At 63.3% G+C, this 16950-nt stretch carries 1 protein-coding gene (only partly in view); it reads right to left on the bottom strand.

Going from position 1 to position 16950, the window contains the following annotated elements:
- Positions 1 to 16950, bottom strand: partial view of a right-handed parallel beta-helix repeat-containing protein gene (locus GSQ89_RS06445; RefSeq protein WP_158923190.1) — the 5' portion only. The gene continues 11313 nt to the left of window position 1, outside the view; 16950 of the gene's 28263 nt are visible here — the first part of the coding sequence; the start codon lies at positions 16948 to 16950; its stop codon lies off the left edge, out of view.

Here is a 16950-nt window from a genome sequence, read left to right as displayed (position 1 = left end):
GGTGCCGCCGTTGATGACCGGGAACACCGGTTTTCCGGACGAGCCTATAATCGGGGCAAGGCTGCCGCCGGCGAAATTCTGGTATTGGCTTTGCAGGTGGAAGTCGTCGTCATAGCCCGGCTGTGACGGGCTGACATAGCCGAGAACACCTTCCGATCCGGTGGGGTTCACGAACAGCGGATTGGCGGTGAAGCTGTCGAGGTCACCGAACGTCGCCGATTGCCAGGCGATCAGCGACAGTTCCAGGACGCCTTCCCACTCGCCGATCGCGCCGCCACCGCCGCCTTCGATCTGGGTGCCGCCGGTGTAGAACAGGTTGTAGTCACTGGCGAAACCATTCTGGCTGTTCGCCGCGACATTGATGCCGATGCCGGAACCGATCACCAGGATGTTGTTCTGCAGCTTGATGCCGCTGCTGGAACCGGAAATATCGATGCCGTCGCCCACCGGCTGATCGATCGTGTTGTTGATGATGGATACGTTGCTCTGTCCGGCGATCGAGATCGCGACAGTCCCGTTGGCATAGATCAGGTTGTTGTCGAGGTTCAGCGTCTCGGCGTAGAATGGCTGGTCGATGATCCCCGCACCGTTCGAATAGATCACGTTATCGGTGATCGCGATCGTCCCGCCGGCATAATCCTGGTTGATGTCGTCGATACCGATCTGCGCGTTGTCGTAAACACGGTTCGCACTGACCAGCGCGGCACCGTCGTCAACGATGCCGATCAGGCTAGCGTAGACGACGTTTTCGGTTGCGCTCGCACCGTTCTGTACCTGGATGCCGTAACTGTTGGCACCCGACTCGTTGTAAACCACGTTGCCGGTGACCAGCACCGAACCCGTCGCGAAAATGCCGTAACCGGTGTTGCCCTGGACGATGTTGCCGGCATTGTCGGTCAGCACCGGATCGCCGATGACGGCGGTGCCGCTGTTGCCGTTCACATACAGCCCGTCCAGGTTGCCGAAGATCGTGCTGTCGGTGACAACGACCGAACCTGGATTGGCCAGATAAACGCCCCACCCGACGTTGTCGGCGAATGTTCCACTGACCGACCCGACCGAGCCGGACACATACAGGCCTGACGCCAGGCTGGCATTGCCGCCGGCTTGATAGGGCGCAATACTGAGACCACTGTCGGTCACGTCCGCACCGGTGATCGCGCCGACCGTGCCGTCGACATAGATGCCGACCGAACCCGAATTGGACACTGTCAGGTTCTTCAACAGCGTAATGGACGAGTTGTCCGCTCGGAATCCTTCGTTCGCCATGCCGGTGATCGTTACACCAGTGGAGGAGAATCCGGTGCTGTTCTGTATCAGGATACCACGGCCGGCGTTCTGCAGCGTCAGGTTGTTGACGGTTACCAGGTTAGCGTCTTCAAGCTGGATCAGGTTGACCGGATTGCCGGGGATCGCCGGGAACAGAATCGCGGCGGTACCGTTGGTCGGACCCTGCACGGTGAAGCCCTGATCCAGGCCCAGCCCATAGTTCACGTTACCCGACACATCGAACGGATCGATCATGCTGTAGCTGCCGGGATCGACGTAGATCACCGAACCGGACGTCAGCGAATACTGCCGCAGCACATTATCGATATTCGGCAGCGGCGCACTCGGCAGTTTCCCATCGTTACGGTTCGATCCGGGTGCGGTGGTGTACTGGTCGTTCGCCGTCGATCCATCGTTCACATAATAGGTGCTGCCGTTCTGTGGCACCGTGAACGGTTCGGTGGAACGGTCGAACACCGCCGGATCGCTGACCAGCGAAACCTGGATGATCAGGCCCGTCGTACCATACGGCACCGTCGCCGGCGTCGGAATCCAGGTATAGGACCCGGTGTTGCTGACCGCCGCGGCGATCGTCTCCAGCAGCTTCGGCTCACTCGGCAACCCTGAACCCAGCGATGTTTCCTGGTAAAGCTCGATATTGACCGACTGGTTGGAAGCGCCGGCATCGCCGAAATTGTTCCAGGTGATCAGATGCGGCGCATTGTCCACCCAGTTCACGTACAGCACCGGCGATGTCAGCACGATCTGCGCCGCGCTGGTCGACGAATCGGTCATCGCGGGCGCCTGATAGGCGCCATCCGGCGTCGCCACGCCGATCGGTGCAGTCGAAACGAATGCGTCGTCGAGGAACGATTCGTCGTAGGTCTCGCCCGTCTGCCGGGTCGCGGTGAAGGTGTATTCGACGAAGCGGGTTCCCGACAGCAGCGCCGTCGTGCCGCCCACCAGCGCCCAGCGGTCGGTGGTGTCGGGGGCTTGCACGGTGCTGGTCCCCAGCACGGTCTTGCCATCGGCGGCCAGCATCGTGACGGTGATCTGTCCCTGATCAGGCGGGAACGCGTTGCCGGAGATCACCCGGCCGCCGAACACCAGGTTCAGTCCACCGGCATCGATCTGCGCCGTGGTCAACCCGCTGGTCAGCAGGTTCACCGTTTGCGTAACGGTCCCCTGCTGCGCGGCGCCGGCAGCGAAATAACTCGATCCATCGAAGGCGGCCGGATAGCCCGTCACTTGCCCCGCGGACGCCGCGCTGCTGCCCGGGCTTGCAGTCCAACTGTCCAGCCCATTCTCAAACCCGGGATTGGTCAGATAGTTGGCACCGATCCCCGGCAACGCCGACTGCGGCCCGCTGCCGGTGGTCAACGTAACGAACGCATCATCGATATAGGCGTTGTAACTGGTATCGCCGGCGTGCACGGTCACATTGAACTGGAACAGGATCGAACGAGTCCCCGTCGCCAGCGCGATCGTCCCATTGGTCAGCAACCACTGCGTCGTCGCGTTCGGCGAGGCGACCGTCATCGTGCCAAGGGTGTTGCCGGTGGCGCCAAGCAGCGTGATCGTGATCGAACTGATGTCCGGCGTCGTTTCGCTCAATGAGCGGGTGTAGCCGCCGAACGATACCGTCAACGTTCCACTGTCGAGTTCCGCCGCGCTGTAGCCGGCCTGCAGCAGGTTGATCTGCTGCTGCGCAAAGCCAGTGGGATCGCCGCTAACCGCGCCGGCATAGAAATAATTGCTGCCATCATACGCGCTCGGTCCACCCGAGGGTACGCCCGAGCCGGCGCCGGCATCAGTCGTCCAGCCGCTCAGGCCTTGCTCGAAGCCCGGGTCGGTCAGCAGGTTACCGTTCTGAAGCTGCGTGTCGTACTCAACGATCGGGCTACCCTGCGTCAGCGCCGCATCCGCCGCCGCCTGCCCGCCGACCATCGGCAGAAGCTGGAAGTTGTTGGCCTGCATGTCGACGAAGTGCGGCATGCCGTTGGTCGGTTCGGGAACGGTCGAACCGGTGGAGTGCAGATCGTACAGCGCGACGTCGTCCTGCCAGTCCAGGATGTCGGTGAAATTCTGGGTCCAGTAGACCAGAATGCCGTTCGGACCCGCAAACAGCGTATTGTAGTCGCTGAAATACCCGCTCTGGCTGTTGTTTGCGACATAGATGTCGTAGCCGTTCAGCACCCACAGAATCGAGTTCAGGATTTCGACATTGGAAGAACCGTTTTCGATACGGATGTTGTCGCCGGTCGCGGTGTAGAACGTGTTGTCGGACGTGCTGATATTGGAAACGCCCGAAACCTCAAGGCCAACCGTCGTGTTGTTATAGATCAGGTTGTGCAGCACGTTCAGGTTGGCGGTCGCCAGAATGCCGGTGCCGTTGCCGTCGATTCGGTTGAACTGGATCGTGCCGATGAAATTCTCGACGCCCGTTACGTTCCCGTTGATGTCGTTGGCCAGCGACAAAGTGGTGCCGCCGATCACACCGCTGCCGCTCACGCCGATCTGGTTGCCGCTGATATTCTGATCCTGCATCTGGCCGGAAAGCTGCACGCCGGTGGTGTTGCCGCTGATGAAATTGACGCCCGACCCAGCCACAAATCCGAAGCCGCCATCGGCATTGTTGACCGCCGCGACCACGCCGGTCGTGTTGTTCTCGATCCGGTTGCCGCTCAATGCCGCCGCGGCGAAGTAATTCACCCCGATCCCCGCCCCGGTGATCACGTTGTCCAGGATCATGCCGGCGAATGTGTTGACGATGTTGATGCCGATCGTCGTGGCCGTGATCGTGTTGTAATCGATCGTCCCGGTATTGCCGGCGCCAAATGCGATACCGATGCCGGAACTGGTGATCGTGTTGCCACGCAACTCGAACCCGGTCGCACCCGACAACGACACACCCACACCCGTCAGCGCGCTGTCGATCACAAGCTGGCCAGACCCATCGAGCGTCAGCGTACCGCTGGTCTGCCGGCTTTCCCGCAGCGCGAACCCGGTGCCGCTTGCGGTAATGGTGCCGGCGATGGAGACGCCTTGCAGCGTCACGTTGCTGCCGGTCACCGTAACGCCATCGATCACCGCACCCAGACCCGGCTCGCCCACGATCGTCAGGCCGTTGTTGGCGGTCCCCAGGGTAATGGCGGCATAGGTGCCGCTGCTCAGGTAGATCACGTCACCCGAACCGGCGCTGGTGCCGCTCAGCAGGGTCGACAAGGTCGAAGGCGTGGCGACCGTCACCGCCGACGGCGTCACCGGCGTGCCGATCACCCGCAGCGACGGTGCGCCATCGTCGAGATCGGCCCAGGTCGCGAACGGATTGCCATTCGGATCCAGCGTCACCGACAGATCGACCAGTCCGCCGGTGCTTTGCGCCACACCGTCGCCACTCGCCTGACCCGGCAACGCGGCGGCGAAACTGGTGCCGTTCCACGTCAACACATAAAGATCCGTATCGGTGCCCGCACCGGCAACGGATTCGTTCGACCACGCCAGGATCAGCGCCGTCCCATTCGAGGCCAGTTTCGGCGCCAGCGAAATATCGGCGTTGTCCGATATCCCAAATCCCGTCTCGGCACCCGCCTGCACCGGCTTCCACGCACTGGCGGTGTATTCCGCCGCGTAGATCACCGACGCCTGCTGGAATACCGTCTCCGACTGGGCCGGATTGGTGATGTTCTGCTGCCACGCAACGAACAGATTGTTGCCGACATAAGCCACGGTCGGCGCAGCCGCCGCATACAGCGCGGCGCTCAGTCCGGAGCCGGACGCCGACGTATCCAACGCCGCCCACGTGCCGCCACTATACTGCTTCACGTAGATTTGCGTCGGCGCCGCGGCAAACGCCTGCGTCCACGTGACCGCCAGGTTGGTCCCATTGGTGGCGGCAGCAAATTCCGTCACCGGCGTCGAGGATCCGCTGACACCGCTGCCCGACGCCGCCCCGGTCCCCAGTGCGACCCAGGCGGTCCCGTTGTATTGCTTGGCGTAGATATTCGACACGCCGCCAGTGGTATCCAGCCACACCACGGTCGGCTCGCCGCCCACCATCAGGATCTGCGCGTTGGATGCCTTCCCGGTCTGGCTGACATTGCCCAGGGATACCCAACTGGTGCCATTGTATTCGGCAACTTCGATATCGGTGCCGGTCTTGGTCTGCGCCGTCCAGGCAACGATCGGCTGGCCGCTCGCCAACAGCGCGATCGCCGGTTCCGACGCCGCCTGCAGCAGCCCGCTGATGCCGCCCGCTTGCGCGCTGCCGGCAAGCTGGTTCCAGGCGGAACCGCTTTCGGTCGCCACATAGACCGCCGGAATGCCGCTCTGCGTATCGATCCACGCCACATACCTCGTCGTTGCGCTGGCAACGATCACCGGCCCGCCATTGTTGGTGGTGGGCGCGGCCAGGCTGGACCCGACTCCGCCAGCCAGCGTCGCCCATACGCCGCTGTTCGCCACCTGCGTGGGCAGCGCCGCCGCGGCACTGGTCGCGGCGGTCAGTTCGGGATTCTGTTCCGGGATCGGTGTTGACGCGTACGTCGCGACCGTCGCCACACCCGGATTGAACACCTGGGTGCCGGCCCCGGTGCCAGCGCTGATCGTGTTGGTGCCGGTACCCGCGTAGATCATGTCGTCACCGGCATTGCCGGTAAGCTGATCGTTGCCGGCAACAGCGGGCGATGTGCTGCCGGTGTCGCCGTAGATGGTATCCTGCCCGGTCCCGGCGGACGGACTCGACAACAGGCCGCCATTGATCGTGTCGCCGCCCTCACCGCCCACCAGCAGATCGTTGCCGGTGCCGCCCGAGATCAGATTGCCGGTCAGTTCGCCTTCGATCGTGTCGTTGCCGGCACCGCCGGTGATCGTGTTATTACCACCCTCGCCGAAGACCTCGACATTGCCGGCACCCCCGCTGATGGAATCGTCGCCGCCGACAGACCCCCAGATCGTTGCATCGCCGCCACCTCCGACGATTGTCTTGCCGGTTCCGTTGCCGCCATAGATCACGTCGTTGCCACCGCCGCCGGTGATCGAATCCCGCCCATCGCCGCCGTACAACTCATCGTCGCCCGCGTTGCCCATGATCGTCGAGGTGCCGGTACCGCCATAGATCGTGTCTTCGGTCAGCGCCGTGTCCGTCAGGTCGCCGAACAATTCGTCGTTGCCCGGCCCCCCGAAGATCAGGTCGGTGCCGGTGCCGCCATAGATCGTCTGGTTGCCCAAACCGGCATGGATCACATCGTTGCCGGACCCGCCGATGATCAGATCGTCACCCGCCGATCCCCAGATCGTCACGTTGCCGCTGCCACCGGTGATCGTGTCGCCCTCGCCGGTCGCACCGATCGAGTCCGTTCCGTAGATCAGGTCGTTGCCCGTCCCGCCCGACAGCACGTTGCCGGGCGCCGAACCGGCATACAGCGTATCCGGACCGGAACCACCGGTGATGGTGTCGGCCGAAGCCCCGCCAACCAGCAGGTCGGCGCCGCTGCCGCCAGTAATCTCGCTCGCCAGCGCGCCGGCATAGATGCTCTCGGCACCCGAACCGCCGGTAATGGTATCGGCGCCGGTGCCACCATGGATCAGATCGCCGTCGGTGCCACCCTGGATGCTGTCGTTGCCGGTGCCACCCACGATGATATCGAAGCCGCCGCCGCCGGTGATCGTATCGGGACCGGACCCGCCGGTGATCTGGTCGGACCTAAGCCCGCCGAAGATGCTGTCCGCGCCCTCGCCACCCGCCAGCGTCTCGTTGTTGGTGCCGCCGTAGATCGTGTCGTTACCGCTGCCGCCGAACACCGAGTCATCGCTGCCGCCGACACCACTGATGAAGTCGTTGCCCTGGCCGCCGTACACCGTGTTCTTGCCGCCACCGCCATAGATCGTGTCGTTGCCGGTGCCGCCCAGGATCGTGTCGCTTCCGGACCCGCCGGAGATATAGTCGTTGCCCCCCGAACCGCCGGTGGTGTCGCCATAGATCGTATCGGCGCCGCTACCGCCGTAGATCGTGACGTTGCCGAGGCCACCATAGAACGTATCGTTGCCGCCCTCGCCGTAGATCAGGTCGTTGCCGCCCTTGCCGCCGGTGACCGTGTCGCCGACGACGGTATCGGGACCCGACCCAGTAAAAATCGTGTCGTTACCGGTGCCGCCATAAATCGAGTTGTCGGAATTACCGCCCTGGATGTAGTCGCTGCCGCCATTACTGCCGGTGACGGTGTTGCCATAGATCGTGTTGCTCTTCGGGCCGCCGTAGATCGTGTCATTCCCAGTGCCGCCGTAGATCGTCGCGGTGCCACGGTCATAGATGTATTCGTTGCCGCCGCCACCGGTGATCAGGTCGGTGGACGGTCCGCCCACCAGCGTATCCGGACCGGCACCGCCATAGATCGTGTTGTCGGCCGCGCCGCCGATCACCATGTCGCCCAAGGTCCCGGCATACAGGGTATCTGGACCGTCGGCTGCGGCCACCGCGGCTGTCTCGGTCGCCGGCAAGCCATTCAGCGGCAGCCCCAGCGCGAGCCAATTCGCCAGCGTGCCGTACTGCTTCACCAGGTCAAGCGCTGGCGATCCACCAAATATGACGCTCTGCCCAAGCGCGCCGGTGGATTGCACCGTGGTGCTGACAGGCGTCGGCGTGCCGCCGGGATTGCTGATCGAGAACGAACTGGGCGGTGTCGCCTTGGCGAGCGTCGCCGCCTCGGAACTCACCGCGGCACTCACGTTGACGGCGAAGACCCCGCCATAGATCAGATTGGACCCTTCGCCCCCAATCAGCAGATTATTGCCGCCGCCACCGACGATGGTGTTGTTGCCGCCGCCGCCCTCGATCTCGTCGTTCCCCGAACCGCCCACAAGCACGTTGTTGCCGCCCGCGGCCTGAATAACATTGGGAATCGAGGTAACAATGTTCTGCGGGCCGTCGCCCCATTCATAACCTTTATTCGGCGTAATAACGACATTGTAGTCGTTCTGGCCGCCAAACACCGTGTTGTGGCCGCCGGGCGCATTGATAAGATCGGATCCGAAGCTGCCGTATATCAGATTCCCGCCAGCGGTGCCCCCGGTGATCGAATCGCCAAAAACGGTCTGGGTGACAGTGGACGTCGTACCGTCGGCATTCTGGGTCTTCTTGGTGACGATGTTGATGCTGACGCCCGGGCTGCTTGTCGTCCCGCCATAGATCGTGTCCGACCCGTCACCACCGACGATCTGGGCTGTGCCGTCACCGGCCTCGATCAGGTCGTCGCCGCCGCCGGCCGTGATCGTATCGTTACCCTCCTGGGTGCCCGTGCCGCCGATAATCGTTTCGTTGATCGTGTCACCGTTCGCCGCCTTCAATGCGCTGGTAACGTCCAACGTGTTGTCGCCGGTCCCAAGTTCCGCAAACAGGCTGGTGACCCCGGTAAACGTCTCGCTGGACCCATCGCTGGCGGTGACCAGGATCTCCGTGGGCGACTTTTGCGACACCGTGAAGTCGTCGTTGCCTTCCTCGCTCGGCCCGGCCGACAGGACCTCACCGGTAAGCCCCTCGGTGTAAACATCGCGCTTGTAGAAGTCTGCGCCGGTGTACAGCGTCAACTCGCCATCGACCACGGTGCCCAGATTCTCGAACTGGACATTGCAGTTAACACCCGCCGTGAAGGAAAACAGCGTGACGTTGAAAATCGACTGCGTAAAAGTGAGGCCCACGACCTGTTCTTCGATAAAAAGATCGGCCGTGATGTCGCCATTCAGGTTGAACGCACAAAGCGGATCGCCAAACTCCTCGATCCACGCCGCGATCTCACTCGGCCGCGTCTTGCCATTGCCGTCATTGGCCGCGGCATAGGCGGCCGCGGTCTCACCATTGGGGGCATAGTTCGAAGGCGCGTAATCCTTCAACGAAACGCTTATGCTCATCCCGATGCCGCCGCCGACCCCAACACTGAGCAGGCTGCCGAAGCCAACGCTGGCGCCAACACCGATCATCCCTTGAATGCCGACGAACGTCGCCGGCTCCATGCCTATCTTGCTTTGCGTCTGGGCATCGTTGATGAAGAACCCGTCGGCCAGATCGCCCGGGATCGCACCGGGATTGCTCGCCGCGTCATGCACCGCCTCCAGAATGCCGTACGTGTCGTAGCCCCCGGAGAACCGGGCATCGATGCTGAAAGACGCCGTCAGATTGGCGGTGATAAGCGGATAGACCGGGATGTCGATACTGGTGCTGATTTGCGCATACAGTTCCGGCGAAGTGATTTCCACCAGGGTTGCCTGCTGGTTGAACAACAGGCCGATCAAGCTCGACGGATTTGTCAGGACCGGGAACAGGATGCTGCCGGAACCGGCCTCCTGCATGAAAGAGCCGAACCCGGAATTATCACCCTCCGCCGCCGCCAAAGGATTGGGATCGTCGGGGCTTGCCGTGAAATCCGACGGGTTTTGCAAGTCGGTCATAAGCTGGCTGGAATCGTCGTCGGGTATCGAGTTGCCGCCGCTGCCGGGCGCCTGCCGCAGATCGAACTGGTTAAAATTGAAACTACCCAGGGAAATCATCCCTGACGCGCCCAGATCGTTGGAGAAATCGACGACCGCATCGACGAAACTGACGATCGACGAAAAATTCTGAACGTCGCCGCCGAAGATGTCGGAGATCGCCTGGACCAGCGGCTCGTTGATGATGGGAATCGGGGTGTTCAGGAAGTTCAGGATCGGCTGAATCGGTTCCAGCACCTGGGCCAGCGGACTGAGAATCGTATTCAGGTAATTGTTCAGGAAATCGCCCAGATCCAGCGAGATATTGTTCAAATCCACGCTCGGTGCGGCAGTCGCGTCCAGGTTGTCGCTGGTGAACGTCCAGGCACCCGGGGTGCCCGCCGGACTTCCCTCCGGCGCCGCCGCGCCAATCAGAAGCTGTGCGGTGAAATGCGGATACTGCGTATCCACCGTGCCACCCGAACCAAACCCAAGCTTGAGATCCAGGTCGATCTCCGCGCTGCCGGTCACGGCGATGTTCAGGTTGCTGCCGCTGAACGACGTAAGGTTTTCGACGGTTTCTCCGCCAATCGTGCTCGTTCCGCCGGTCAACCCAGCGGTAAAATTCAACGACGCCTGCGTCTGCACCGCGGTGTCGCCGGTATTGTCCGGGTCGGGCTGGCCCGGGATCGGCTGCGTCGCGGTCAACGCCAGGAAGCCCAGCGTCGCGGTGATCGCGGCGGTGGTCGACACGTTGGCAACAAGGTCGGCCGTCACGCCGTTGGAGATGGAAAGGGATTGGTTGCCGCTGCCCCCTGCCGTAACGATATAGGGACCGCTGTTGCGATCGACGCCCAGGGTGAACGCCAGGTTCCACCCCGCGCTGACCGACACCGCGCCTTGTGTGACCGTCAGCCCCAGGCCAGGCAGGCCAAGATTAAGGTTCGGCGAGGTGCCCGGCGACCACGTGCCACCAAGCGTGAAGATGATCTGGATGTCTTCGATATCCGAAACCTGAGACGGCAACGCCGACGCGTCGCCCGTAACGAAGGTGTCCCACGAAGTGGAACCGGTGGTCAGATACTGGATTTGGACCACCGGCGTCGCCGGATCGAAAGCCGAAAGAGCACCCGTCAGCGCGTTATAGATGTCCTGGACGCCCGCCTCCGACCCGATCTTATTGATGTCGGTCTGCAGTTGCGTCACGAAACTGCCGGCCGAGGCCAGCGCATTGCCGACGACCGGAATGTCCAGCCCGAACAAATCGGTATTCAAAACGGATTGCAGTTGATCGAGATACGTGTTCAGCGCGCCCAGAATACCGGTATCGTTGCCGAATAGGTCGGCGCTGGCGAACGCGCTCGCCAGGTTGGGCGGTGAGAAGGTGATTTGGCTGGAAACACTGCCGGCGCCGGCCAACAGATCCCGGTCGAACTGCCCGAGATTGGCGATCGTCAAGGTCAGCGAGCCGAGCGACGTGGTGCTCCCGTCGGAGGTCTCGGACAATGGCAGCGAGACAGTCACCTGCCCGGTGATCGTGGCGGTCACCGGGCCGGAGGCACTCAGCCAGCCGCTGCCGGCCATCTGCTGGGTCACGGTGGCCAACGATGTCGTGCTGGTCAGCCCGATCGTATACGTTGCAGGATCGGTCGTATCGCCGCTGGTCTTGCTCAACAGCAGCGTGGCACCCGCGAAGGTCACCCCGAGCGGCCCCAGCGACAACGAGCCGCTGGTACCGGTGACCAGCACGCCGAGCATGAACTGGGTGGTTGAATCCAGGTCGTACACCGGGTTGGTTGGCGACGCCAGGTTGATATCCAGCGCCAACTTGAAACTGGCGCTGGGCGTCACCGTCACGACGCTGCCGCCGATGTCGGAGACACCGGGCAGATTGGGATTCGTTCCTAAACCCAAATTCGGCAGATCGATGTTGATCGGGACATTGGTCGCGGTCAGGCCCGGCGTGAAGTTCAGCGTCAGTTGCAACACGTCGCCGGTCAGTTGAACGCCGAAACTGGCGCCACTGTTCAATGGACCGAAGGCCGTCGTCACCGCTGTGTTCAACGCGGTCTGAAGCTGATCCAGGGTGAAATTCGATCCCGGCAGCAGATCGGACGCCAGGTTGGCGAAGTCCTGAGTGATCCCCAACGCGGTGCCCAGCGGCTCGTTGATCAGCGGCACAAGCTGGCCGAACAGCCCGTCTGGGTTCGCCGCGGACTGGGTGACCAAGGCACCAAGCTGCGTCAGTGCCTCCTTCGCTTCGGCAAAAGTGAAAGACTGCGCGGTGGCCAGCCCCTCCAGCGACGCGGTGTTGGCCGTCCACCCTGAAAGCGTGAACATGTCGGGCGCGCTCAGCGCCAGGGCGGCGTTCGAATCCAGGCCAAGTTCGGAACCCAATCCATCGGCCGCCGTAAGCGGAAGGGAAATCGAGGCCGCACCACCAACAACCTCATTGAAATAGGCGGCGGTGTTCGCGGGATTGTCGAGGTTCGACAACAGGGCCGAACCACGCAACGACAATGATACGGTCGGATCGAACGCGATGGTGCCCGGCCCCAGATTGATTTCGACGTTACCCAATTCCGCCGTGGCGGTGACGCTTCCGGTCACCGCCAGCGTGCCGGTCAGCGACAACTGCGTTACATCGATGTTGCCGTTGAACGTCTGTCCCGCGGCCACCGACAGCGTCGGCGCGGTGCTGATTTGATCAAGCCCGAGGCCCAGTTGATTGCCCGCCGGTGCTTGAACGATGATCGTTGCCGCCGATCCCATCGTGGAAAAGAACAGGACTCCATCGCTGTTGGCCGTCGTGCTGCCGGCGTCCAGATCGGCATTCGAGGCGGGCGTGCCGATGCTGGCCGAGACCTGGGCGTAGCCGGCGTTGGCCAGTTCGGCATTCAATGGCGCCAGGGCCAGGTTGATTTCATTCGTCAGCATCTGCTGCGGGGTGGTGACGTCCTCCTCCGCCGCCAACTGCGCCGGGGTGGGATCGAGAACGCCCGTCGGGGCCGGGGTATCGTTGCCGGCCGTGGCCGTCGCATAGACCGTGATGTCCATGCTCGGCAGCCCGTCGACAGTGATCGTGAACGTCTGGTTGGTGGTCAGCACGTCGTCTTCCGGAACCGGACCGGCGGATGCCTCGACATAGACATCCGGCGCCCCCGCCTGGACGGTGTCCGACGTCGGCAAGCCCAGCCCGGTTTGCGCCGCCGCGCCGGCGGTGATGGCCAGCGTGCTGCCATAGCCCGATATCGTGAAAGACAGGAGGCCCGCGCTGGTCAGGCCGACCACGATGGGCAGGCGGTCGGCATTGGTCAGGGTCGCGTTCAGCGGCGCCAGCGCAAGCTGCACCTGCGTCAGCAACTGGCTCTGCGAACTGTTGCCCGCTGTCGATGCCGCGGTGATGGTAATCGGCGTCGCGGTGCCGCCGTCCGCCGTGACCGTGAACGTGGCATCCGCGCTCAACCGGCCATTACCCGGCAGGGCCGTATTGCCCACGATCGAGGCTGTCGGCAGCGTCGCCGGCGCGATGCCAAGTTCATACACCGCCGGGTCTGTCGGGGCAGTTGACACCGCCATGTCGGTGAACATCCCCGGTATCAAATTCAGCGTCAGCGCACCCCCATACATGCCGGCTGTCACCACGTTCGCCGGCAGGCCTGCTGTCGTCAGCGCGGCTGCCAGTGCCGAACTGATTTCGGTAAGGAGTTGTGCCGCGGTTCCATTGGCCTGCGTGGCAGCCGCAGCGACGGTCACGGACACTGTCGTCGGCGTGGCGTCGCCAGGGGCGGTCAGACTCAGGGTGAAATGCGCATCCGATCCCGTAGGCAGAACACCCGTTGTCGGCAACGGTGTCGCGCCAACGAACTGCACCGCGTTCGGCGCCAGGCTGAAGTCGAACCCGACCGCGATGGTGCCGGTGCCGTTGATCGACAGCGTCGCCGTCGCCGTCGTCGCATTCACATTCGTCAGATCGCCAAGGACGGTGCCCGCCGTGCCGGTCAGGTCATAGGTGAACGACGCCGGAGTGGTGTCGAAGCCGACAGACAGGGTGAAGCCGACGTCGATGTCGTTGCTGCTATTGTTGTAAGTGACGCTCGACCCGGTGACCCCCGTCAGGGCGGCCAGCTCCGTCTGGAACTGCTGGATGCTGTCGAAGGTCGGTGCATGATTCTGCGACGCTGTCAGCGCATCGACAATGTCCGTCTCGAACACCGAACCGAAATCGGCGGCCTGCCCCACCGTCACGTCGGTCAGCGGCACATCGGCGATCATCTCGGACGTTGTGCCGGACACCGAAGGCGCGTCGCCCACGTCATCCATCGCCGATGCGAGCGTCGAGAGCCCGCCCAGCAGATCGGTGGGCGCCAGATTGGCGAACGCCTGGAAGTCCAGCGATTCAGTCCCCACGATAATCACCGTCGGGACGGACCCACTCAGCGGATCGCCGTTGATCGTGACCTCGGTGGTCCCGTTGTTCAGGATGCCGAAGGTCGACGTCACCACGAAGTCACCGGAGATGGACGATGGCTGTTGTTCCGTGACCGTCATCAGTTGGCCGGCGGGGGTGCCCAGGATCGCGCCGATCGAGTTCGGCTGCGGCAGCCCGGTGCCGTCACTGGTCATGGTGATGTCGACAGACGTGCCCAGGTCGACGTTGCCCGAGGTCCCCGTCGCACCGAGCAATCCGATTCCTAGCGGCAACGGCCCGGAAACCTGGCCGGTCGCCGCCGCGGTCAGCCCATTCAAAATCACGACGGTGGCGTCTTGCGCCGAGATATTCGATGTCTGTGCGATCGCGAACGTGACGTTCAGGTTCACGGTGCCCGTCGCCGTCCCGGTGGCCGAAAAACCGAGATTGTCGTCGGCGGAACTGGGGGTCAGGCTGAACGTCGGGGAACTGGCATAGGTCGCGGTCACCGACAGGGTGAACACCAACTGGTCTATGCCCGGCGTCAGGCCCAGGGCTTCCGCCCCCGTGGTATCGGACGCCGGTATCTCTCCCGCGGTTGCAGTGACGGCGAACGTGTAGGCCGGGTTCGCGGCGGTGAATGCCGCCAGCGCGCTGATGATCGAGGCCTGGAAATTGTCGGTGCTGGCGCCCACCACCGCATAGGAATTGATCGCGCTGGCGATAACGTTGAGCACCCCCGGGAACGTGCCGCTTGTCGCCGGCCCAAGCCCGCTGAGTTGCGCCAGCGTTTCGTTCACCAACGGCATCTGGGTGGTCAGGGCAGTGGATTGATCGGCCGACGTGGTGACCGCCGCCGCCCACTGGACCAGGGTCTGCAACCCCGCCACCGACTGGGCATCAAGCGTTGGGTCGGTCGTTAGGCTGCTCGGCGCGACCACCAGGCTGGCCGCCTGCGCGGCACCGGTGATCTGCGGAACGCCACCGGCCGGCTGATCCAGCAGCCAGGTCATGCCCAGGTCCGCATTCCCACCAAGCGGGCTGGTCAACGGCAGCGTCGCCTGGATCGCGCCGCTGTAGGCCGTGGTGATCGAGCCAGTCGGACTCGAAACCAGTTGCGCTAACGTGACGCGTCCACCGCTGGTGCCGGAAAACGCGATCGTCGCAGTCGCTGGCTTCGTCGGATCGACGGTGCTGCCATTCTGCGCACCGATCGTCAGGCTGCCATCGTTCACCTGCACCCGCATCAACCCGAGCGCCGCCGTCGCCGTGATCGGTGAGGCAGTGATGGCGGTGAACGCCAGGCTCAACGCGCTGCTGTTCTCGACCAGCACAAGGCGCTGGTCGTCGGGAAGCGTCGTATCGAACGACAGGCCAACGGTAAGGGCAGCGGTCGCCGTCCCGGTCGCCTGCACCGATCCGTTCAGTACAAAGTTGGTGCCGCCGATCTGGGTGTCGATCGTGTATGGCACCGTGGTATCGAACGCATTGCTGGCGTTGACCAGCATATCGAGTTCGTTGTCCGCGGCATTGACGCTGAACGTCACGGCAATGCCGTTGTTCTGCAGCGCCGCCGCCACCTGATCCAGCGACGTCGCATTGCCAATTCCGGCCGCCGCGGTGGTGAAATCCGAACCCAGGTCGAACAACTGGCCCAGGTCCTGACCAAGGACCGGCACGCCGGCGCCGAACCCGGCACTGCCCACCGCGGACGAAATCAGCCCCGGCAGCGCGTTGACCGCCTGCCGCACCAACGCCGGCGAAATCGTATCGAGCTGCGCCCACGCCCCAAGGCTGTTCAGGTTGGAGCCGCCGACGCTGGCGAGATCGCCCGACCAGTTCAGTTGCAACGATTGCGTGCCGCCGGCCAACAGATTGGAACTGATCGGCAGGGTCAAATTTGCCGACCCCGACAACGAGGTCGAAACCAAAGCCGTCATCGGCTCGCCGTTCAGCTCGGCTGGCGTAATATAATTGTTGGGATCGCCGGCGACCGGGTCCTGAAGCTGCACGGTCGCGGTAGCAGCAACGGAGGCCGACCCGCCCGTCACCGTTGCATTGGCGGCCCCCAGGGTCGCCGTGGTGTTGAAGCCCGCCGCGGCGAGGGAAACGCCCTCGGTGATCTTCGCCGGTTGAATAAAGAAGCCTGGCGCCGCGCCGGTCACGCTGCCGGTATCGTAGCCGAAGGTCAGCGCCATCGACACTGTCGCCTGCCCGGACAAAGTCGGCGGCGTGCCGATTTGCAGACTGATCCCCGCGGTACCGGAGGTCAGGTTGAGCGGTGCCGTAATGGGCGCGCTTGTCTGGAACGTACTGAGGGTGAACAGATACTCGCCATGCGCGAACACGCCCACCACACCGCCGGCATCCGCCGGATCGGCCTGCAATGCCGCGGCAAGACCCTCATATGTCGACGCCGCGCCGTTGCTGGCAAAATAAGCCTCGATCGGCTGCACCAGATGCGTCTGCACCTGTCCCGGCAGATCGACCAGATCGCCAACCGATGTACTGACGACCGGCAACTGCTGCGCCAGTTGCGCCTGGTGGTTCAGTTGGGTGGCAGTCCAGGCTTCGAAGCTTTGCAGGCCCGCCAGCAACGCATTCTGCGCGGCGGCGGTGATCGGATCCCCCGACAACAGAACGCGCGGTTCAAGCGTCTCGAATACCAGTGGTGTACGCAGCAACCGGTCGGCGGTATCAGCGGTGGCCTTGCCGGCACGGGACCCGCCGGGCGCACCACCCCCATCGTATCCGCGAGCAAATAACGCTTGTTGGGAGACAGTTCGGAGCAACCGCTGGTAGAGCCCCAT

The sequence above is a fragment of the Acidisphaera sp. S103 genome, assembly GCF_009765975.1.
Classification (GTDB): domain Bacteria; phylum Pseudomonadota; class Alphaproteobacteria; order Acetobacterales; family Acetobacteraceae; genus Rhodopila.
Note: the sequence above shows the minus strand (reverse complement) of the source record. Positions and strands in the feature narration are given on the sequence as shown.